Origin of the sequence: Acinetobacter psychrotolerans, from assembly GCF_048552595.1 — a bacterium.
Taxonomy (GTDB): domain Bacteria; phylum Pseudomonadota; class Gammaproteobacteria; order Pseudomonadales; family Moraxellaceae; genus Acinetobacter.
In genome coordinates, this window is sequence record NZ_JBIMDK010000027.1 from 1 (window position 1) to 21,401 (window position 21,401).

General features: G+C 37.5%; 18 protein-coding genes and 1 pseudogene. 10 read left to right on the forward strand and 9 right to left on the reverse strand.

The features are described from left to right. Window positions 1-77 precede the first annotated feature (77 nt). The 5 genes and pseudogenes from ACG94X_RS16060 to ACG94X_RS16080 form a co-directional block, all read right to left on the reverse strand. Entirely contained in the window at window positions 78-878 is an 801-nt protein-coding gene (locus ACG94X_RS16060) for a hypothetical protein (protein WP_419384698.1), read from the reverse strand. A 64-nt stretch (window positions 879-942) separates the two neighbouring features. Further along, window positions 943-1,869: pseudogene (locus ACG94X_RS16065) on the reverse strand (IS5 family transposase). Window positions 1,870-2,094: 225 nt separating this feature from the next. Next, window positions 2,095-2,706 carry a single-stranded DNA-binding protein gene (ssb, locus tag ACG94X_RS16070; protein ID WP_419384699.1) on the reverse strand — a complete coding sequence of 204 codons (612 nt, stop codon included), beginning with the start codon at window positions 2,704-2,706 and terminating at the stop codon, window positions 2,095-2,097. 51 nt (window positions 2,707-2,757) lie between these two features. Continuing rightward, window positions 2,758-4,122 (reverse strand): MFS transporter, encoded by a 1,365-nt coding sequence (locus ACG94X_RS16075; protein ID WP_419384700.1) that lies wholly within the window; start codon window positions 4,120-4,122, stop codon window positions 2,758-2,760. 161 nt (window positions 4,123-4,283) lie between these two features. Then, a complete protein-coding gene (locus ACG94X_RS16080) occupies window positions 4,284-5,369 on the reverse strand; it encodes a DUF475 domain-containing protein (protein ID WP_419384701.1) in 1,086 nt (361 codons plus the stop codon). A 239-nt stretch (window positions 5,370-5,608) separates the two neighbouring features. Here ACG94X_RS16080 and tenA point away from each other — a divergent pair, with 239 nt between their 5' ends. Next, entirely contained in the window at window positions 5,609-6,277 is a 669-nt protein-coding gene (tenA, locus tag ACG94X_RS16085) for a thiaminase II (protein ID WP_419384702.1), read from the forward strand. Window positions 6,278-6,390: 113 nt separating this feature from the next. On the opposite strand, the gene ACG94X_RS16090 is transcribed toward tenA, so the two are convergent. Beyond that, entirely contained in the window at window positions 6,391-6,747 is a 357-nt protein-coding gene (locus ACG94X_RS16090; RefSeq protein WP_419384723.1) for a DUF1304 domain-containing protein, read from the reverse strand. A 149-nt stretch (window positions 6,748-6,896) separates the two neighbouring features. After that, window positions 6,897-7,862, reverse strand: a complete 966-nt coding sequence (locus ACG94X_RS16095; protein WP_419384703.1) for a hypothetical protein — start codon at window positions 7,860-7,862, stop codon at window positions 6,897-6,899. A 239-nt stretch (window positions 7,863-8,101) separates the two neighbouring features. Here ACG94X_RS16095 and mdtD point away from each other — a divergent pair, with 239 nt between their 5' ends. The 9 genes from mdtD (at window position 8,102) to ACG94X_RS16140 (ending at window position 17,447) form a co-directional block, all read left to right on the forward strand. Then, window positions 8,102-9,493, forward strand: coding sequence for a multidrug transporter subunit MdtD (gene mdtD, locus ACG94X_RS16100; protein WP_419384704.1), 1,392 nt, complete (start codon window positions 8,102-8,104; stop codon window positions 9,491-9,493). 89 nt (window positions 9,494-9,582) lie between these two features. After that, the gene (locus tag ACG94X_RS16105; RefSeq protein ID WP_419384705.1) at window positions 9,583-10,332 is read left to right on the forward strand and encodes a glycoside hydrolase family 25 protein; all 750 of its coding nucleotides are present in this window, start codon (window positions 9,583-9,585) and stop codon (window positions 10,330-10,332) included. A 79-nt stretch (window positions 10,333-10,411) separates the two neighbouring features. Then, window positions 10,412-11,434, forward strand: a complete 1,023-nt coding sequence (locus ACG94X_RS16110) for an MBL fold metallo-hydrolase (RefSeq protein ID WP_419384706.1) — start codon at window positions 10,412-10,414, stop codon at window positions 11,432-11,434. 70 nt (window positions 11,435-11,504) lie between these two features. Further along, window positions 11,505-12,560, forward strand: coding sequence for a DNA polymerase IV (gene dinB / locus ACG94X_RS16115; protein WP_419384707.1), 1,056 nt, complete (start codon window positions 11,505-11,507; stop codon window positions 12,558-12,560). A gap of 349 nt (window positions 12,561-12,909) precedes the next feature. Beyond that, window positions 12,910-13,632, forward strand: a complete 723-nt coding sequence (gene creB / locus ACG94X_RS16120; protein ID WP_419384708.1) for a two-component system response regulator CreB — start codon at window positions 12,910-12,912, stop codon at window positions 13,630-13,632. Between the two features lie 12 nt (window positions 13,633-13,644). Continuing rightward, a complete protein-coding gene (creC, locus tag ACG94X_RS16125; protein ID WP_419384709.1) occupies window positions 13,645-15,123 on the forward strand; it encodes a two-component system sensor histidine kinase CreC in 1,479 nt (492 codons plus the stop codon). 189 nt (window positions 15,124-15,312) lie between these two features. Next, entirely contained in the window at window positions 15,313-16,731 is a 1,419-nt protein-coding gene (creD, locus tag ACG94X_RS16130; RefSeq protein WP_419384710.1) for a cell envelope integrity protein CreD, read from the forward strand. Window positions 16,732-16,803: 72 nt separating this feature from the next. Continuing rightward, window positions 16,804-17,031 carry a hypothetical protein gene (locus ACG94X_RS16135; protein ID WP_419384711.1) on the forward strand — a complete coding sequence of 76 codons (228 nt, stop codon included), beginning with the start codon at window positions 16,804-16,806 and terminating at the stop codon, window positions 17,029-17,031. 59 nt (window positions 17,032-17,090) lie between these two features. After that, window positions 17,091-17,447: a RidA family protein gene (locus ACG94X_RS16140; RefSeq protein WP_419384712.1), complete on the forward strand. Its 357-nt coding sequence runs from the start codon at window positions 17,091-17,093 to the stop codon at window positions 17,445-17,447. 114 nt (window positions 17,448-17,561) lie between these two features. Here the strand turns inward: ACG94X_RS16140 and ACG94X_RS16145 are convergent, their stop codons facing one another. Then, the gene (locus ACG94X_RS16145; RefSeq protein WP_419384713.1) at window positions 17,562-18,101 is read right to left on the reverse strand and encodes a DUF2726 domain-containing protein; all 540 of its coding nucleotides are present in this window, start codon (window positions 18,099-18,101) and stop codon (window positions 17,562-17,564) included. Between the two features lie 725 nt (window positions 18,102-18,826). After that, the gene (locus ACG94X_RS16150) at window positions 18,827-21,244 is read right to left on the reverse strand and encodes a YgiQ family radical SAM protein (RefSeq protein WP_419384714.1); all 2,418 of its coding nucleotides are present in this window, start codon (window positions 21,242-21,244) and stop codon (window positions 18,827-18,829) included. Between the last annotated feature and the right edge of the window lie 157 nt (window positions 21,245-21,401).

Consider the following 21,401-nt stretch of genomic DNA (forward strand, 5'->3'; position numbering starts at 1 on the left):
CAAAGTTAAGATGATGGTATGACAATTTTATATACTCCATAAACCCTTTAAATTAATTAGGTGGTTTATGTCGCACTTCAAGTTTTACTCTGCCCTCTTTCAAATAATTCACCAATTTCTTTATAAAAGAAATTATTTTCACCTGTTAATTCCGAATATACTTGTAGTTTTAAAAAATCCTTATTGTAGTATGGCTCTATATTATCTATATATTCAATTGCTTCAAAAATTAATTTTTCCTCAATCATTCTTTTAAGTCTTTCATTAATTTTAATCTGACCCTCAACCAATGAATTACTAAAACCTTGAATACATAATTTATCCACATTGAATAGAGGCTCTAAAAAATCTAATTCAACAAGATAAAGCTGACTATCAAATAGAATGAAATTATTATTTACTTTATCCTCCATATACAAAATATTATTTACCACATTAAAATAAGGTATTTCAAATTTATTTAAAACCCTATTATTTAATGCTGCAATAGCTCTTACATCGTTATTTAGATTCACGTATCTTTCGATATTAAAAACAATTATATAAGCATACTCATTAGCATTAGCAATATCTTCAAGCTCTTTAACCTCATAGTTTTTTGTAGATAAAAAAACCAAATCAATCACATTTAAATACTTATCAAATAAAGATTTTTCCAATTCAGAATCTGCATTAATAACAATTATTTTTTTATAGACAAAGCTTCCATCTTTCAAATGAAAAGCTAAAGCACTATGTGTTAATATATTGTCCAGATATAAATTTACATCTTTATCATCACCCCAAAAGAAAAGATCAATACTTCCTAAAGTAGAGATATCTACTTCTTCTTCCAATCTTTTATTTAAATAACCCAATATAATTTCATTAGAACTCATCATAATTCTCTATGGCTTTGTTGCACAAAGATTAAAGAGTTAATACTTCCCAAGCAACTCAAATTTAAGACATAACTCGGGTATGAGGTCGGCCTATTTCGTAAATCTGTTGAGGACTGCCATACGTGCATGAATCTCGTTGACTTGACTGTCAAAATTCCTAGCACTGAGTCTATCGCCTCACAACTGGATGCAAGGCATCTTAGTTTCAACCAAACTTCGCCGATGTTAGCCTGACCATTTTTTCCATAGTGTGCTGCCTAAACGTTTAACTGTTCGAAGTAATTCATTTCGCTCTAGCGAACTAGTCTTTGCATCTTTCCAAGGCTTAGCATTTTTCCTTGGTGGAATCACTGCAAGGGCTTGCCGATCTGCAATGACCTGACGGCATTTTTTGGTGTCATAAGCACCATCAGTATAAACGGAGTCAATCTGCTCATCTTGTGGAATCTGTTCGAGTAAATCACCGAGGACTTGTGAATCACTGACATTATATTGGTTTTAAGCTGAATAGCACGTATTTTCAGGTTTTAGCATCTATACCAATATGTAGTTTACACCATTGACGACGATATTCAGGCTGATGTTTCTTGCGTTTCCATTCACCTTCACCTAAAAACTTCAAGCCAGTTGAGTCGACAAATAGATGTAGTCCATCATTACTTGTCTGATAGCTAATTTGAATATCAATATGCTTTTGCCTTCTACAAAGCGTAGAGTAATCTGGCGCTGTCCAAGTCAAACCACATAACCTAATGAGGCTCAAACCTGTGACCATACGTAAAGAAAGTCGAAATAGAGATTTGATCATCAAACAGTATTGAATCACTATATCCGAATAGGTTTGATTTCGACCATGTTTGCCTTGTGGCTGAGCCTACCATTGGGTTGTAGGATCAAACCAAACCGAGATATTTCCACGATTTATTAATGCTCGGTTGTATGTCAGCCAATTGGTTGTACAATAAATTTTAGGTGTAGGTTTATTCATCTGAGGATTATATTGCTGCACAAGCCTTGAACAATAAGTTTGTGCAAAAAAGCCCTTTAACAGACATCATAGTTAGATTTAACAAAATATCTAAGTATTAAATATAATAAATTATAAGTAAAAAAATTTACAGAACTATTTCTAGTATCTGTAAATTTTATTTATAAGAGCATGTTAAATAAAGAATATTTGATAAACTTTACAAAATATAGTCTCTAGGGTGTACTAAAACGGTAAGTCATCATCCAAGTCCGCAGGTGCAGCAGTTGGCGCAGAGGTAGGGGCTGCAGTAGGTTTAGGCGATTGGAAACCTTGGTTTACACTATTTCCGCCATTGCCATAACCACCTTGATTTGCTTGGTTACCTTGATTGTAACCACCTTGGTTACCGCCCTGATTACCATAACCGCCGCCTTGGTTATTATTACCACCTTGTTGGTTATTGTTAAAACGTGGTTGATTAAAACCACCGTTTTCTCCAGCATTTTCACCGCCTTGTTGGCGATTACTATCAAGCATTTGCATTTGTTCGCCACGGATTTCAGTCGTGTAACGCTCTTGACCATTTTGGTCAGTCCATTGGCGCGTACGTAAAGAACCCTCGATATACACTTTCGAGCCTTTACGTAAATATTGCTGTGCAATTTCACCTAAACGGTTATGTAACACAATACGGTGCCATTCTGTTTGTTCTTTTCTTTCGCCCGTATTTTTATCAGTCCAAGATTCACTTGTCGCAATTGAAAATTGAGTGAGAGACCCCCCATTTGGGAAAGTTTTAGTCTCAGGATCTTTACCTAAAGTACCAACTAAAATTACTTTATTTACACCGCGCATCTGACTTTATCTTCCTATTCAATTCTATGTTTTACTTTATAAGAGTTATGTTTAAATGGCTACCTCTTTACCAAACAAGTGCGTTAAATGTTGTCGCCCAGCATCATCTAATTGCTGTTTATCGACTTTTATATATGCAACTTGTTGGTCAGACATCACCACGACTTCTTCAATACCATGAATCGCTAATAACTGAGAAGTCCAATCATCGGTTTGTTTATTCTCAGGTAATCGCAATACAATTGATGTTAAATAGTGTGGTTGCGCCAACCCAAAACTAATGAGCAGCCAAATTATAGCAATTGCGGATAAAACACTCCAACCCATTGCTGTATTATTGAGTAAAATCAGTTGACCGCCGAGCGTTCCACCACAAAATGCACCTAAAAATTGAGCACTGGCATTAACACCCATTGCTGTTGCTTTAGATTGAATTGGTGCTGCTTTCGATAGCCACGATGGTAATAAAGCTTCCATCACATTAAACGCAATGAAGAATAATCCTAATCCTAACAATAAGATGTATTTAGACTCATAACCAAAGATCAGAATAATAAGCCCTGCAATAACCCCAGTAATTGCGACGAGGAAAATACTGCGCATTTTGCGGTATTTTTCGGCAAGGATAATACTTGGAAATGCAAAAAATAGACTAATCACCAATAATGGCAGATAAACAATCCCATGTTTTGAAAGTGGTATTCCTGCAAATTCAATCAATTGCGAAGGAATATAAATAAACATCGCAGTTAATAATAGGTGTAATGAAAATACTGAAACATGTAAACGATTCAGATCAGCCATTTTCAAGACTTGTTTCAACTGAACTAAATAGCCTTGTTTATAGTTTTTATGATGTCGTGTGGTTTTAGGTACCATAAATAACATGAGAATGGCGAGCATCCCCATGATCGTTGTTACCCAAAATAATCCAGAAATACCGACAAATGTGGTTAACCAAGGACCTACACTAAATGCGACGACGAAGGATAATCCTATACTCATGCCCATGGTTGCCATAGCTTTAGTACGGTTTTCTTCACGCGTGACATCGGCAAGTAAAGCCATTACTACAGCAGAAACTGCACCTGCACCTGCAATAGCACGACCAATAATGACACCATAAATCGTTTCCGACATCGCTGCGACTGCGCCACCCAATGCAAATAGCAGCAAGCCAAATACAATTAAAGGTTTACGATGAAATCGGTCTGCCCACAGGCTAAAAGGGATTTGTAATAAGGCTTGGCTTAATCCATACACCCCAACGGCAAGACCAATGAGTGCTGGCGTAGCATATTGATATGACTGTCCTGCTACAGCAAACACAGGAATGATCATGAACAGCCCCAACATGCGTAAGGCAAATATACTGCTTAAAGCAATGGTTGAGCGACGTTCTAAAGCATTCATCATATTTATAAACTTTTAAATTCAAGCGGATTACATTCTCTACACATCATCGCATATTGACGCGTCTTTGTGGTGAGTTGGAATTGGATATTCCATAAAAAAGGGATGCCATTCTGCATCCCTGATTATAATCGCTTTTCTTAAAAAACGATTAAGCCCATTTTTTAACTGGATTTTTCTATGTATTTATTATATCGAATAGATGCAAAAACTGCCCAAACAATCAGTGCGACACCAATTAAACCTGTCACCAGTTCTGGAACATGCACACCTGTTCCACTCACCAGCATGATGAATGCTAATGCACCAATCGCATAATGCGCACCGTGCTCAAGGTAGATAAAAGCTTCTAAAGTTCCTTTATCCACTAAATAAATAGTCATGGAACGGACAAACATGGCACCAATCGCTAGGCCGAGCATAATAATCACAACATCGGAAGTAATCGCAAATGCACCAATCACACCATCAAAACTAAAAGATGCATCTAAAACTTCAAGATAAATAAAACCGCCAATACCTGCTTTGATTATCCCCGTCGGTGCGCCATTGGCATCATGACCAACAGCATTACCATTTTCATCTACTTCTGGTTCGCCGCCGAGTAAATGGCTGAGTACTTGAACACCAATATAAACCACGATGCCCCAAATGCCTGCCATCATTACAATCATTTTTTTCGATTCTTCAACATTTGCAGCCATGATTAATAATGCAACCAGTGCAATAAATACCGACATTGCAGGAACATTGGCAAGGTTAGTTAAACGGCGCTCTAACCATTTAAACCAGTGTGTGTCTTTACCATCATCGAGGAAAAAGTTTAAGAAAACCAATAATAAGAAAGCTCCACCAAAAGCTGCGATTTCAGCATGATGGGCAATGAGTCGATCTGAATAATTTTTTGGATCGTTCAGTGCCATCTTCACAACGTCGATCATGCCCATATCGGCTGTCACGGCGACAATGACGATTGGGAAAATTAAACGCATCCCAAATACAGCAACAAGGATACCTACGGTTAAGAAGATCATTTTCCAAAAAGGATCCCAATTACGCAGTACCGAAGCATTAACAACCGCATTATCAAAAGATAGTGACACTTCCATCACTGCAAGAATTGCTGTAATGCTCAATGCTGTGATCATTGCTTGTATGCCAGCATTTGGACCGTGATTCAGTCCCCAATATGCAGAAATCGCTAAACACACGATTGTAAAGATAATTGAGAAACCAAAATGTTTCATCATGACAAATCGACCTTGGAAATTTTAGAAAAAAATCGGAAATAACTTGAGATAATCTTAAGTATTGATGTCAGTAATTATGACCACTTTTTTACATTCTGCCCAAATACTTCATATGATTTTTTGAAGAATCAGTACGATTCAATCAGGATATGATTCCTTTAAAGTTGAACTTTGTTATAGTCCAATGATTAGAGTTTGTTAATATTTCATAAATAAGCAGTTATTTTTAGGATTTTAAAATGAGTTTTTCTCAGGACGTTTGGCAACGCAATCTGGCTTTATATCAAAAAACATTGGCATTACCATTTAACCAAGAACTTGCAAGTGGAACTCTCAGCAAAGAAGTCTTTTGTCATTATGTCATTCAAGATGCACATTATTTGGTAGCGTATGGACGTGCTTTAGCTGTATGCGGTGCGAAAGCGTTCGATGCCGATGATATTATCCAGTTTACTCAAGGTGCTAAAGAAGCGATTGTCGTCGAACGGACTTTACATGATGGTTTTATGCAGAATTTTGGCATAGGCAAAGCTGATTTTGAAAATACACCACTAACACTGGCTTGTCATCACTACACCTCATTTTTAACGGCAACCGCATGGTCTGAAAGTTACCCTGTGGTACTGGCGTCTTTACTGCCTTGCTTTTGGATTTATGCAGAAGTTGGTAAAGATATTGTGAGTAAATCGGTTGAAAATAACCCGTATCAAGCTTGGGTAGATACCTATTCAGGTGAAGAATTTAATCAAGCAGTGAAAAATGTTTTAGCAACGATTGACCGTATTGCAGAACGTTGTGATGCCGATACGCTTGAGAAAATGCACAAAGCATATACCAAAGGTGCTGAACTGGAATGGTTATTCTGGGATGGTGCGTATAACCAAAGACAGTGGTTAGGATTGGATTAACAGTATATAAAATAAAAAGATAGGATTAAAAAAACCGCTTTCCATCACTGTTGATGATGTAGAGCGTTTTTTATCAGATATATTACTTTAAAGTCAGGTCATCGTTTAAATTTTTAAGGCGTTAAATTGACAACAATCAATGCAACTAATGCAGGTAATGCCTGAATATATAAAATCTTTTTACTGGCAGTCATTGCACCATAAACACCTGCAACCAATACACAGCCTAAAAAGAAATTGGCAAGTTGAATAGCAAATGGCGCTGCGGCACACAATGACCAAATGAGTCCTACTGCAAGAAAACCATTATACAAACCCTGATTTTGCGCTAAAACTTTGGTTAATTTAGCTTTTTCTAAGCTATTTCCAAAAGCTTTCAGACCCATAGGTTTATCCCACAGGAACATTTCTAAAATAAGAAAATAGATGTGTAAAAAGGCGATTAAGCCAATTAAAATTTTACCAACGATCATACGAATCCCTTTATTCTTTCTACTTATTCATAGCAACTAAATTAACATAATTTAAAATTCATTTTAAAGTTTTCTATGACGCATCCGTAAATCATGCACATTCAAGCTATGGTTCAATATGACCCAATTGATTATGTACTGTGTGCTTAACCCTCAATCCAATAATATAACCACGGCAATACAGTTGCCAAAAGGATACTGACCACTAAACCAAGCATCAATTTCATCGCATCTTTACTGACATTACGAGATGTTAAGCGTTTACCCACTCCTTCTAAATGCATTGCCATTGCAAATTCACGACCTGCGAGTAAGCCTAAGAACACCCAAGTGGTACTCATTGGAATATTACTTAACTCTTTAAATACCAATAAAATAATGGCGTACATAAAATCGATAATCGTTGCAGAACGAACATCTTGCACCCCAGTTTTAGTGTCAATAATGTTTTGGATTGCGCCACCACGTTGGTAGAAAACGACACCTAAAAGAATGACAAATATAGCGATGGCAAATAACATGAACCAAAATGGTACAACACGTGGTACATAAACGAAAATATTGGCTAGGTCTTGAATCAGCCACTGACTCCATAAAAATCCTGTTGCAACCCATTGAATTGCAATCCAAGTTTTAGGTGTAGGTTCATGACGTGTTTGACTGAAATAAATCGTGACTTTTTTCACTACAAAGCGATAAATAATAATCGCGACAATAAAAGCAACGACATAACCCATAATCGATTTAGTCAGCATACCACTTAAGCTGCTTGGGGAAAAAATCGTCAACACTAAGAATGTGGTACTAACAGGAATGCCAAATCTTGTTAAAAATAAAAGAATTAAAGGTGGAATTACATAAAGCCAAGTCATTCCTTCTTTCGGAAATGGAATGGTTTCTAAACGTCCATAGGAAGCATCGCCAATTCCTGAAACCCACCATCCATATAGCAATACCACAGTTAGAATGGTACTGGTATAAAGCCATAGCATCCACCAAGGTCTGTGTGCATTCGATGAGATGAATGTCCCCAAAGTTTGAGGAACATCATTTCCGACTATAGAATATGCAGCTAAACAGAAGCCAATAATCATTAATATATCAATGCTCATCTGTACACCACCCAATTTGGACGCATAAAACAGTCTTTAATTTGATAAAGTGTGCGATATTATTCCACTTTGCATGTTTTACAACCCTTAAGTGCAGTCAATTCACTGCAAAATTTAAAATATCTCTTAAAATCAGTCACTCTGAAATCTAAATTTTTCACGATTTTCAACATCATTCACCAAGACTTTGCTTTAAACTGCTGTACAGGCTCACATTTAATTCCAATCAGCAAAACAATATGACTGTTACGCCCGTACATAAAAAATTACAGCCTGAATTCCGGCTTTTGGTCTTTTTAGTCTCGATTGGCTTTTTCATGCAGGGTTTAGATACCACAATTATCAATACTGCACTCCCTGCTATGGCTGAAAGTTTACAAGAAGATCCCTTACGAATGCATGGCGTGGTGATTAGCTATGTATTGTCAGTGGCTGCCTGTATTCCGTTAAGTGGTTGGTTGGCAGACCGTTTTGGTGTGCGTAATATTTTCTTTATAGCGATTGTTATTTTTACACTTGCTTCTTTGGGATGTGCCTTATCGCATAACTTTAATAGCTTAATTGTATTCAGAGTTATTCAAGGCATAGGTGGTGCTTTATTGTTACCTGTTGGACGTTTGGCAATGCTACGGCTGATTCCACGAGAGCAGTTCCTCTCTGCCATGAGTATGATGAGCCTTGCAGGATTACTCGGTCCTTTAATGGGGCCTATACTCGGTGGATGGTTAGTCGAATATGCTTCATGGCATTGGATTTTTTTGATCAATTTACCTATGGGTATTTTGGGCATCATCGTGACATTTAAAGCCATGCCAAACACCACAGAAGCTTCTGTAAAAAGCTTTGACTTAAGCGGCTTTATTTTACTGGTCATTGCGATGGTTGGAATGGCACTGGGTATTGAAAATATCGCCAATCCTGAAGTCTCTCAAAATTTAAGCATTGGATTATTTTCTGCAGGACTGATTGCCGCACTCACCTATGCTTACCATGCACATAACCATAAAAATGCATTATTTCGTAGTACCTTATTTAAAAATAAAATTTATGCGATTGGTATTTTAGGCAATTTTTTTGCCCGTTTTGGCAGTAATGCAATTCCTTTTATTCTACCTTTAATGTTACAGGTGGCATTTAAAATGGAACCATTCATGACAGGTATCATGATGACACCTGTCGTATTAGGTTCCTTATTTTCCAAACCAATTATCCGTCCCATTATTTCACGGGTTGGTTATCGTCGTTTTTTGTTAATTAATACCATACTTGTTGGCGCATGTATTGCGAGTTTTGCCCTAACCACGGCGGACACGCCCATCTGGCTCAGAGCCTTGCATTTCTTTATTTTCGGCACACTCAATTCATTACAGTTTGTGACTATGAATACGCTGACGTTAAAAGACTTACCACAGCAGGATGCAAGCAGCGGCAATAGTTTCCTATCTATGATTATGATGTTGTCGGTAAGTATTGGTATTGCAATGGCTGGAACTTTGCTCAATATTTTTACAGACTATTATGGTGATGAAAATATCACTCAAGCTTTTCATACCACGCTGCTGTGTTTAGGAGCAATTAACATCATCACTGCTTTTATTTTTTATCAGATTCCGAAAGATCGAGAGATTTAAATTATTTCAGGATGTAAGCTAATAAACGTGGACATAGTTTTGCTGAGCAGATCACGCTAAACTAAAGCATCCTGAAATTCAGAATCAATATGCAAAAAAAATCAGCCAAAAAACAAAAACAGCTGCTCTGCTATAGCTCGGCTTTTGCAATGACTGCGCTATGTATTGCCATTGTGACCTATCTTAGTGTCTTTCATCAAAATCCTGCATCCGCAGAAAGCTACCCAATCCAAGGTTTTGATGTTTCCCATCACCAAGGTGAGATTGACTGGAAAAAAATTTCCCCTCAGCAATACCAATTTGTCTATTTAAAAGCCACAGAAGGCGGTGATTTTAAGGACACTAAATTTCAGGATTATTGGCTCGAAGCACGTGAAAACGGGATGCGTGTTGGGGCATATCATTTCTTTAGACTGTGTCGTGATGGCACAATTCAGGCACAAAATTTTATAAATACTGTCCCAAATAAAGCCAATGCGCTGCCGCCTGTTATGGATTTGGAATACGATAGTAACTGCATCAACAACACGACCAAAGATAAATTACTCAAAGAAATTCGGGTAATGCATAATCAACTACAAAAACATTATGGCAAACAGCCTATTTTTTATACCTCTAAAAGTTTCTATAATATTGTTTTAACAGGTGAGTTTAAAAGCACCCCCATTTGGATTCGTGAATATAAAGAATCACCCGATTTAAAAGACAAACGCCCTTGGACGTTCTGGCAAAAAACCAGTCAGGGTTCAATCCAAGGGATTACCAAAGCTGTGGATTTAAATGTATTTCATGGCAATGAAGAAGAGTGGAGGAAGTTTCTAGAAAAGAATCGTCTATAATTGAAAATGGCGACTTCGGATAAAACAATAAAACCTCTACATGTGCATAGAGATACAACCAACAAGCGATGGATCTGTCATGAACTTAAAGAAAATATTCACCATTTCAATCACTGTCATTATTTTTCTCATCATTGCTGTTGTGACTTTTCTATTGCAACCCTCTGGGCATGTACAGGATTTCCAGAAATGGATTTATCAACCCGATCACAAACAACAAAACTTAGAAAATCAAAAAGTGCTGCCAAATCAACTAACTGTTAGATTTTTTGGTGTTTCTACTCTGTTATTTGATGATGGTAAAACGCAGATTTTAATTGATGGATTTTTTACTCGACCATCATTATCACAAATACTGTTTAAACCTGTACACAGTGACCCAAAACTGATTGCACAAATCATTCAGGATTATGATTTAAAGCGCTTAAATGCTGTATTTACTTCGCATTCGCACTATGACCACGCCTTAGATATTGCAGAATTAGGCATACAACAACCTGTCAAAATTATCGGCTCAGAAAGTTCGCTCAATATAGCCCGTGGCGGAAAAGTTGCAGAGGCACAATTACAACTAATTCAACCCATGCAAAGTATGCAGTTTGGTGAATTTAAAGTTACATCAATTCCCTCACAACACACTCCACCCACTGCGGTCAATAATGATCTGGGCGAAATTATCACTCATCCGCTGCAACAACCTGCACGATTTTCTGAGTTTAAAGAAGGTCATAGTTTTGATTACTTGATAGAACATGCCAAACAAAAAATATTGGTCAAAGCGAGTACAGGCATTGTTCCAAATCAATTGAAAGGTATTAAAGTCGATACCTTATTTTTAGGTATTGCACAGCTTTCAAGGCAAAGCCCTGAATATCAACAACAATACTTAGAGCAAACCATTGCCACAGTCAAACCAAAGGTGGTGATTCCGATTCATTGGGATAACTTCTGGGAACCGTTACCACTGAATCAGCCATTGGATTTTTTACCTTATGTGGCAGACAACACATCTAAAAGTATGCAAAATTTGATTGATTATGCGGAAAAGCATCATGCTCAAGTACAGCTTTTGACACAACCTGTCGCCTATCCCATTCAATAATTTTTAATCCGCATCCACTGAGGAAGGATTACGTTAGAATACAGATATAGCGTTTAATACTGTGTGATTCATGAGAAAAATCATCCACATCGATATGGACGCATTTTTTGCATCTGTAGAACTACGTGAGCGACCTGACTTGCAAAACTTACCTGTGGTGATTTCCTCACACCATCCACGGGCGGTGATTGCTGCGGCTTCATACCCTGCCCGAAAGTTTGGTCTACGTTCTGCGATGTCGATGACACAAGCCAAAAAACTTTGCCCACAAGTGGTGGTGATCGAACCTAATTTTGAAAAATATCGTGATGTATCACAACAGATTCATCAAGTATTTCAAAAATATACCCATCTAATTGAGCCATTGTCTTTGGATGAAGCCTTTCTTGATGTCACGGAAAATTTACAAGATATTCCAAGTGCAACTGAAGTAGCAGAACGGATTCGTACAGATATTTTCAAAGTCACAGGACTGACCGCTTCGGCAGGTGTTGCACCGAATAAATTTCTTGCCAAAATCGCTTCAGATTGGAATAAACCGAATGGTATTTGCATTATCAAACCCAAACAAGTGCAACATTTTATTCAAGATTTACCACTAAAAAAAATTCCAGGTGTGGGCAAAGTCACGCAGGAAAAACTCAAAACGCTGCAACTGGAAACTCTGGGTGATTTACAACAGATTGATGAAAATGTGCTGATTCACCACTTTGGTAAATACGGTAAGCAATTATTTTTATATGCACAAGGGATCGATGATCGTCCTGTGCAGTCAGAAAAACAACGACAACAAATTTCCAAAGAAATTACCTTTGATGATGATCTCACTCTCGAACAATGTTCTCCTTATTGGGATCAGTTAATTGAACGTGTCTGGCTCAGTCTAGAAAAAAAACAAATGCAGGCACGCGGTGTTACCGTCAAACTGAAACTTAAAAATTTTCAAGTTTTACAACACAGTAAAAGCTTCAAACAAGCTCTCAACTCACAACAGGACATGACTCAGGTCATGCAGATATTACTGAATGAAATGCAGATTCCTGAACATTATCAATTCCGTTTAATTGGAGTTGGACTATATCAACTAACCGAACAACAGGATGAATCTCAACTATCATTGTGGTAAATAAAATGATGACTTCTACATCAACAATAGAGACTATTTTTTAATCAAAAGAACATCGTTAGACTAAATACTTACCATTTTGGTTAAAAAATAGCGTAATCTAACTTCCGCAGACATTTACCCATGTCATGTAGATCTGCTGAAAATCATCTTTACTTTCAGCATATTGTCCTGTGATTGGCGTGACGATCAAATCCGAAGATTACAGGGCGCTTAGAACAATAAAAGGGTATTCCCACACTTCAAGCACCGCTGCAATTCAAAATCACACAAACTTCACCTAAAATTCATTCGCCTAGTTACTGCAATTTGATTACACTCGAATTGAACATTTACACAGCTAACACCGATGCATAATAAAAAACAAATTCTCTGCGTAGAAGATGATGCCGCCATACTCATGCCGCTACGCTACGCCCTTGAACGTGAAGACTGGGTGGTCAGTTGGGCAAATACAGGCACTCAAGCCATTGCTATGGTAGAACAACAAACTTTTGATTTTATTATTTTAGATGTCGGATTACCCGATCTAAACGGTTTTGAAGTCTGTAAAAAAATTCGTCATTTCAACCAAACTCCTCTGCTCTTTTTAACAGCTCGGGATGATGAAATTGACCGTATTGTCGGACTGGAAATTGGTGCAGATGACTACTGTACCAAGCCTTTCAGCTCACGTGAAATCGTGTCTCGGATTAAAGCCATTTGGCGCAGGATGGAGATCCAAAATCAATTACAACAGCAAAATAAAACAACATTTGTTGATGTAAAAGCGACCACATCGAAAACTTGGCAATGTCAGGATGAATCCATACAGATTCAATATTTTGGTACTACATTACAACTGACCCGTTATGAATATCGATTACTTAAATTGCTGATTGATCATCCTGAACAAGTGTTTAGCCGTCAACAACTGATGGATCATATCTGGGAACATCCTGAACATAGTCTGGAACGAACCGTAGATACCCATATAAAAGGATTACGACAAAAACTCAGATATATCTCGACTGAGCATGATCCAATTATTACCCATCGTGGTTTTGGCTATAGCATGAAACGATTGGATTAAGGCAGCAATACAATGTCGATCTTTATCCGCATCTGGTTTTTCTACGGTCTGATTATCCTGTTGGGGCTCTGTTTTATGTCCTACACCTTCAATCAACAAGTCAAACCTAATGTCCGTCAGGTGGTAGAAGATACCCTTGCGGAAAATGCCAATATTATCGCCATGCTTGTCGCTGAAGATGTTTATGAAAATAAAGTATCTACGCCACAATTTGATGAAAAAATTCAGAATGCACTGAACCGAAAGATGAATGCCAATATCTGGCAGCACAATAAAAAAGAAATCAATCAACAAATTTACATCACCAATACCAAAGGCACAGTGATTTATGACTCTCAAGGAATAGCAACAGGTCAGGATTATTCCAAATGGAACGATGTTTATCTGACCTTACAGGGCAAATATGGCGTACGTTCTACCCGTAGCAATCCATACGATGTTAATAGCAGCACCATGTTTATTGCCGCACCCATTTTTTATCAGATTAATCAGCAGCAACAACTGATTGGCGTGATCAGTATTGGCAAACCGAATAGTTCTGTTCAACCCTATATTCAACGTGCAGAAGATCAACTCTTCCGACAGGCTATCTGGATTACCCTACTCAGCCTGTTTCTAGCAAGTTTGGTCGCCTACTGGCTCAAACACAGTATAGATCGGGTGCGTAAATATGCACAGGCGCTTGCACCAGTCAATCAAACCCCTTATTTCCACTCGGCAAAAGAACTGAATCAAGTGGCTCAAGCCGTTGAAACTATGCGTGAAAAAATTGAAGATCGTGCCTATGTAGAACACTATGTCAATACATTGACCCACGAACTGAAGAGCCCACTCACGGCGATTCAAGCCAGTGCAGAATTACTAAAAGAAGATTTACCGTTAGATGATCAACAACAATTTGCCACACATATCCATCAACAAAGTCAGCGCTTAAGAAGCCTGATTGACCGTATGTTGTTACTAACCCGATTGGAAAAATCACGGCATCAATTGGAAATACATCAATTTGATTTGGCTGAATTGATTCAGCAGGTTTTGGATCAACATATGAGTCAAATTCAGAACAAAAAAATCCAATGTCTGCTCGATTTACAACACCCCTGCTTGATTCAAGCTGACCATTTTTGGATACAGCAAACCCTGTCTAACCTCGTGGATAATGCCCTCGATTTTTCTGCAGAATCGGCAAAAATACTAATTTCACTGCATCAAAAAACAAACTATTCAAAATCTAACCATCAGACTGAAATTCAAATTTTTAATGAAGGTACATGTATACCCGATTTCGCACTTAATCAGGTGTTTGACACCTATTTTTCCCTACCACGACCAGATACTCAACAACGTAGTTCTGGCATTGGTTTAAGCATCGTCAAACAGGTCATTGAACAGCATCATGGGAAAATTCAGATTGCCAATATTGATACAGATCAGATGGCAAAACTTAAACCACATCAACAAGGGGTATTGGTCAGTATTCAATTACCTTGAAAAAGGAAAACGACGATTCAAAAACCATATATAAAATGGTGACATCCACACGAATATACTTATAAATAATCATTGTACTTTTAATTCACTTCACTTAAATTTCACATAAAAAACAAAGCTAGCTCAAATAAAATACATTTCCCTCTCGCACACTGAATCTTGACAAAAACAAACCTTCAGGGAACAGCTATGCGCTCCAACTTCCTCACGCTTAAAATTATGACCATTCTCATACTCGTGGCGATCTTTTGGGTTGGTTTATTCTTCATTAGTAGCCTTGTTACAGAACGTCAGGGCTATCAACGAGATTTCCAGAAAGAGATTTCACAAACTCAATTGAGTCCACAAACCATTATTTCACCCTATATTCGTGTGCCTTATCTGGAGCAAAAAACCTGCCTAGATGAACAAAAGAAAGCGAGTCCATGTACCGAAGAAAACTGGATGTACATTAATGCGGACAGTACGGAATGGAATGCAAAATTTCAAGCAAAAAATGATCTTTATAAGCGAACCATCTATCGTGTTGTTACTTACGAGGCGGACTTAACAGCCAAAGGTATATTCCAGAAACCTATAATCGATAATAAAAATTATATCTGGGATCGTGCTGAAATCATTTTTCCAGTCCATGATCCACGTGGTTTGAACCAACAACCAACCATCACAATGCTGAATAAAAAATATCCTTTTGAAATAAGCCAACAAGGAAATGAAAGTTCAGGGTTTGATTTTATGTACTTAAGCGCAAAAAAATATCCTGAATTAATCACAGCCATTCAAAATGGTTTTAGCTTTAATTTAAATGCGAACCTAACAGGCTTAGGCAAATTTACTTTAATTCCAACCAGTCGCAGTATCATTTATCAAGCTCAAGGGAATTGGGAACATACCAAATATAGTGGGCAAAACCTACCTATTAAAAAAGACAGTAGTCATGCGTTATTTACAGCGCAATGGAAAAATATTGCGATTGGTAATCAAAATATGAATCGCCTGATCCAGTGTCATAGTGATGCCTGTATGCGCCTATTGACTGATCGGGATGCAGCAATTGAAATGGCCCGCATAGAAAATGATAGACCTATAGAGAGTGGATTAACCACAGAATTTTTAGAGCCTGCGAATATCTATACCCAAACAGATCGTGCAATTAAATACGGGATTGTGATTATTATCATTACCTTTGGTTGCTTTTTTCTTTTCGAGGTTATGCAAGCTTTAAGAATTCATCCCATCCAATACGCTCTCGTTGCAATGGCGCAAGGCATCTTCTTTGTTCTATTACTCTCGATCAGTGAATATTATGCCTTTGCTTTGGCATATATCGTTGCAGCGCTTGCTTGCGTTGGTTTAATGACTTGTTACTTATACTATGTCATGAAAGGGATCAAAGCTTCTGCATTGTTTTGCATCATTCTGAGTAGCTTATACGCCATTATGTACATGCTGTTGCAATCTTCAGGAAAAACATTCCTCATTGGTTCAGTCATCTCATTCATTATACTCGCTGTCGTCATGTTCATTACTCGTCATATCGATTGGTATCAACTCAACAATAAGCCTGAACGTGAACTCAAACCTTATACCCCTCCCCCACAATTTTAAGCTTGAGTTTGTGGATGGTGCCATGCCATCCATTTTTGGCTTTCAAAATAACCAATATAAATAGGTATTTAAATGAATCATGTAACATATCCGTTATTGTCCAACTCCTTACAACAACTGCAAGGACTTTGCCCACAATATTGCTCAATCGCATTCTGTCTTAATCAATTGCGTAGCGCACACATTCAATTTTTAAATCTAGGTAATTTAATCATTTGCCCCCAATATCATTGCCTGATTCTTTTCCAAGCTAAAATGCTCATTCAGATTGATACTTTCACTAACAACACACAAACTTGATTTGCAGATTGCTCATGATCACGTAAACTTTATTGAATGAATACTTTTAGAGAAATAACATGGCTGTACAACGTCTGCATGTAGAAAAACGCTTTTCTGAAATTGCAATTTCAGGAAATTTAGTCCATTTAGCAGGTCAATTAGCAACAGATTTAGATTTAGATGTGAAAGGTCAAACCCAGCAAACATTAAATATTATTGACCGTTTTCTTGCAGATGCAGGAACAGATAAAAATCACATCATGTCTGTAATGATTTTTCTAAAAGATATTGAAAATGACTATGCAGCAATGAATGAAGTATGGGATGCATGGTGTTCGGACATTCAAGCACTGCCTCGTACATGTGTAGAAGCAAAGTTATACCGCCCAGATGTATTAGTCGAAATGACAGTGGTTGCAGTTAAACCTGAGTAATACTTAAAATTTGTATTTTCCAAAACGTTTATACTTAAAAGTATGATTGTAAAAGTCATATTTTTAAAATAAAAAATGCATGTCGAAGCATGCATTTTTTATTTGCGATATTGTTTAACTAAAAGCGCGTAATCTTGAAACTCGCTCGTGGTAAAGTTCAAGCTTCCCCAAAACATTGAGCTGCTCTTGATCAGGCTCTACCATTTCAGAAAATTCCATTAAGAAACTTTCTCTAATTTGTTGATATTCAGGTACATCTGTATATCGAACCACACGATAACCTGCCGATTGTAATAAAGCATATTGATAATTCACTTCATTCACACGTTTTATCGTAGATTGATCGTCTAATACGACAATTGCTATGACACGGCATACTTTGTCTAATATGACAAAATCTGCAAACATTTTTTGGTATTTACTACGCGTATGCTGAAATTTGGTTGTCAGCAAAGCATCAAATGACACATGAGCCAAAATATTAGCTTCAGGCAAAATTTCTTTTAGACGTACAAAAGTCAATTGCTCTGTTGAGTTAAATACCGCTCTTTGTCTCAGTGCGCTATCACCTTGTTGTTTATGTCTCAATCCGCTATAAACAACGACGATAACGATAGCAAGTATCAATGTACTCGCAATAATCATCATGTCCATTTCCACATTCCTTGCATAATTTTTTTATAATTCGGCTTCTAGCCATTTATTGTTTACACTTAATATTAATATATTAAGCGATAGAGTAGTTCAAACTAATCGATAAAAAACACTCAGAATCACAACACAACACTCTTAAATTTTGACATATAGTTTCATTTCAAAAAAATAATGTGATCTAACTCTTAGTTTCTAATTTTTAATTGAACTTTCTTTATTTTATTCATTTATTATGACCCATAGATGAATATATTTTAAATATCGTTATACCGATATTCATATTAAAATACAACGGTAATAAAGAAAACTTTAGTATTATTGTCTAACAACTTATACAATATTTGTTCGATTTTTAGTCATTATTTTATTCACAATTTTAAAAAAGTTATCCACAGATCTGTATCTTATTTCATCTATTTTATTCTTTGGGATAAAAGAGCCATTCACTTAGCTCTTTTGCACTGTCATTCAACTTTTTCAATAATCACTTCTTGACCTGAAATTTGAGTTTCGATTTTAGGTTATCGATCACAGCGTATTGGAGAATCATCAGAATTTGAATAAATCCTTCTCAGCGTAGCATTAAATCATAAGCCTTTATTTTATTCTAACTTAAAAAATAATAACCATTAAAAATAGTCATCAAGATAACTTTTGCATAAATTTAAAGCAAAAAAAGGACGCTTACGCATCCTTCTCTATTATTTCAGAACTATTTATAAAGTCTAAGCTCTATTTTTAGGCTTAGATTTGCCTTTGCTATTTCCACCAAACGGTTTTTTATCACCTGTTTCACGTGGAGGTAAGCCTGTATGTTGTGTCAAAATCTGACCACGCTCAGGACGTTTTTTGGTATTCGATGGACGTGACGACTGATCTTGAGTCGCTTTCGCACGATTACCTTGTTCGCCTGTACGCTTCTGCGAATCGCCATCAACAGTCGAATTCTTTTTACGAGCCGACTGATACTGCCCTTCCGCACTACCCACAGGTTGATAAGTTGGAATCAAATGCTGTTTCGAGTTACCAATTAAATCTGTACGCCCCATTTCTTTCAGGGTTTCACGTAATAAAGGCCAGTTATTTGGATCATGGTAACGTAAAAATGCTTTGTGAATACGACGACGCTTATCGCCTTTTACAATATCGACATTTTCAGTATAACGTGCCACTTTTGCCAACGGATTTTTACCCGTGTAATACATCGTCGTCGCTGTTGCCATTGGTGATGGATAGAACGTCTGCACCTGATCGGCACGGAAACCATTCTTTTTCAACCAAATCGCAAGATTCATCATATCGTATTCGGTTGTACCCGGATGCGCTGCAATAAAATACGGAATTAAATACTGTTCTTTGCCTGCTTCTTTACTATACCGATCAAACATTTGTTTGAAACGGTCATACGCACCAATACCAGGTTTCATCATCTTAGACAATGGACCTTTTTCGGTATGTTCAGGCGCAATTTTTAAATAACCACCGACATGATGCTGTACCAACTCTTTTACATATTCAGGGTTTAAAACCGCAAGGTCATAACGTAAACCTGAGCCAATCAGAATTTTTTTAATGCCTTTCAGGCTACGGGCTTTGCGATACAACTGTGTTAAAGGTGCATGATCTGTATGTAAATTCTGGCAAACACCTGGATATACACAAGATGGTTTACGACAATTTTTTTCAATTTCAGGGTCTTTACACTGCAAACGGTACATGTTCGCAGTCGGTCCACCTAAATCCGAAATAATGCCTGTAAAGCCTGGTGCTGTATCACGAATTTTTTCCACTTCACGTAAAATCGAATCTTCAGAACGGTTCTGAATAATACGACCTTCATGTTCCGTAATTGAACAGAATGTACAACCACCGAAACAGCCACGCATGATATTCACAGAGAATTTAATCATGTCGAATGCAGGGAAACGTGCTTCACCATAAGATGGGTGTGGCAGACGTGCATAAGGAAAATCAAACACGTAATCCATTTCTTCAGTGGTCAATGGAATAGGTGGAGCATTCAACCAAACATCACGTTCACCATGCTTTTGTACCATCGCGCGAGCATTGCCAGGATTGGTTTCCAAATGCAGAATACGGTTGGCATGTGCATATAAAACAGGATCTTCCGACACTTCTTCAAATGCAGGCAAACGAATCACTGCTAGTTCACGTGGTGGCAATTTATGCTTAATGGCTTTTGATAATGCAGGCTGTAAACGCACAATTTGCGTATCTGCATCTAAATGATCTGCTTCACGAATAATTGGATTTGTAACAGGGTCTTTAATAAAGCCTTGATATTTTGATGCAGTATCTTTGCCTTGTTCAATCTCGCAACCTTCCACATCTTCCGTCATTACATACGGATTAATGATGGCATCGACACGACCAATGGTATCGACATCGTTCGATGCAATTTCAATAAACTTTGCTTTAGAAGCACGATTATTTTTATTAATAATAAACGCAGTACCACGAACATCTGTAATTTCATGAATTTTTTGACCGCGCGCCAAACGATGCATGACTTCGACAATTGAACGTTCACCATTGCCATACATCAATAAATCGGCTTTAGAATCCATTAATACAGAACGACGAACTTTGTCTGACCAATAGTCATAATGTGCGATACGACGCAATGATGCTTCGATACCACCCAATAATACAGGTACATCTGGAAATGCTTCACGGCAACGCTGACAATATACAGTCGCTGCACGGTCTGGACGTTTATTTGGTAAATTATCTGGAGAATAAGCATCATCTGAACGGATCTTACGGTCAGCCGTATAACGGTTGATCATCGAATCCATATTCCCTGCGGTCACACCCCATGCAATATTTGGCTTACCCAATGCACGGAACGCATCTGCATTTGTCCAATCAGGTTGCGCAATAATGCCGACACGGAAACCTTGAGCTTCTAGAGTACGACCAATAATGCCTGAACAGAATGATGGATGATCGATATAAGCATCACCACAGACTAAAATAAAATCACAACTGTCCCAACCGAGTTCGTCCATCTCCTCGCGTGACATCGGCAAAAATGGTGCAGGTTCAAAACATGACGCCCAATATTTGTCGTAATCAAACAACGCAGTCGGCGCTGTCTGAGCAGTATAAGCTGTAGACATGGTTATTTATCTCGATTGGCAGATGGCGATCGGGAGAGATCTAAAATGAAAGCCGATCATTTTAACATGAATTGTATTCAGCTTGCTTGATTAAAAAATATTCCATAACAATTAGATAAAATTTATTTTGATTGTTATTCGTACAATATCATTGTCA

Excerpts from the sequence above, each read along its gene's own strand:
- ACG94X_RS16060 (WP_419384698.1), bottom strand. The coding sequence starts at position 878 with ATGAGTTCTAATGAAATTATATTGGGTTATTTAAATAAAAGATTGGAA.
- ssb (WP_419384699.1), bottom strand. The coding sequence starts at position 2,706 with ATGCGCGGTGTAAATAAAGTAATTTTAGTTGGTACTTTAGGTAAAGAT.
- ACG94X_RS16075 (WP_419384700.1), bottom strand. The coding sequence starts at position 4,122 with ATGATGAATGCTTTAGAACGTCGCTCAACCATTGCTTTAAGCAGTATA.
- ACG94X_RS16080 (WP_419384701.1), bottom strand. The coding sequence starts at position 5,369 with ATGATGAAACATTTTGGTTTCTCAATTATCTTTACAATCGTGTGTTTA.
- tenA (WP_419384702.1), top strand. The coding sequence starts at position 5,609 with ATGAGTTTTTCTCAGGACGTTTGGCAACGCAATCTGGCTTTATATCAA.
- ACG94X_RS16095 (WP_419384703.1), bottom strand. The coding sequence starts at position 7,862 with ATGAGCATTGATATATTAATGATTATTGGCTTCTGTTTAGCTGCATAT.
- mdtD (WP_419384704.1), top strand. The coding sequence starts at position 8,102 with ATGACTGTTACGCCCGTACATAAAAAATTACAGCCTGAATTCCGGCTT.
- ACG94X_RS16105 (WP_419384705.1), top strand. The coding sequence starts at position 9,583 with ATGCAAAAAAAATCAGCCAAAAAACAAAAACAGCTGCTCTGCTATAGC.
- ACG94X_RS16110 (WP_419384706.1), top strand. The coding sequence starts at position 10,412 with ATGAACTTAAAGAAAATATTCACCATTTCAATCACTGTCATTATTTTT.
- dinB (WP_419384707.1), top strand. The coding sequence starts at position 11,505 with ATGAGAAAAATCATCCACATCGATATGGACGCATTTTTTGCATCTGTA.
- creB (WP_419384708.1), top strand. The coding sequence starts at position 12,910 with ATGCATAATAAAAAACAAATTCTCTGCGTAGAAGATGATGCCGCCATA.
- creC (WP_419384709.1), top strand. The coding sequence starts at position 13,645 with ATGTCGATCTTTATCCGCATCTGGTTTTTCTACGGTCTGATTATCCTG.
- creD (WP_419384710.1), top strand. The coding sequence starts at position 15,313 with ATGCGCTCCAACTTCCTCACGCTTAAAATTATGACCATTCTCATACTC.
- ACG94X_RS16135 (WP_419384711.1), top strand. The coding sequence starts at position 16,804 with ATGAATCATGTAACATATCCGTTATTGTCCAACTCCTTACAACAACTG.
- ACG94X_RS16140 (WP_419384712.1), top strand. The coding sequence starts at position 17,091 with ATGGCTGTACAACGTCTGCATGTAGAAAAACGCTTTTCTGAAATTGCA.
- ACG94X_RS16145 (WP_419384713.1), bottom strand. The coding sequence starts at position 18,101 with ATGGACATGATGATTATTGCGAGTACATTGATACTTGCTATCGTTATC.
- ACG94X_RS16150 (WP_419384714.1), bottom strand. The coding sequence starts at position 21,244 with ATGTCTACAGCTTATACTGCTCAGACAGCGCCGACTGCGTTGTTTGAT.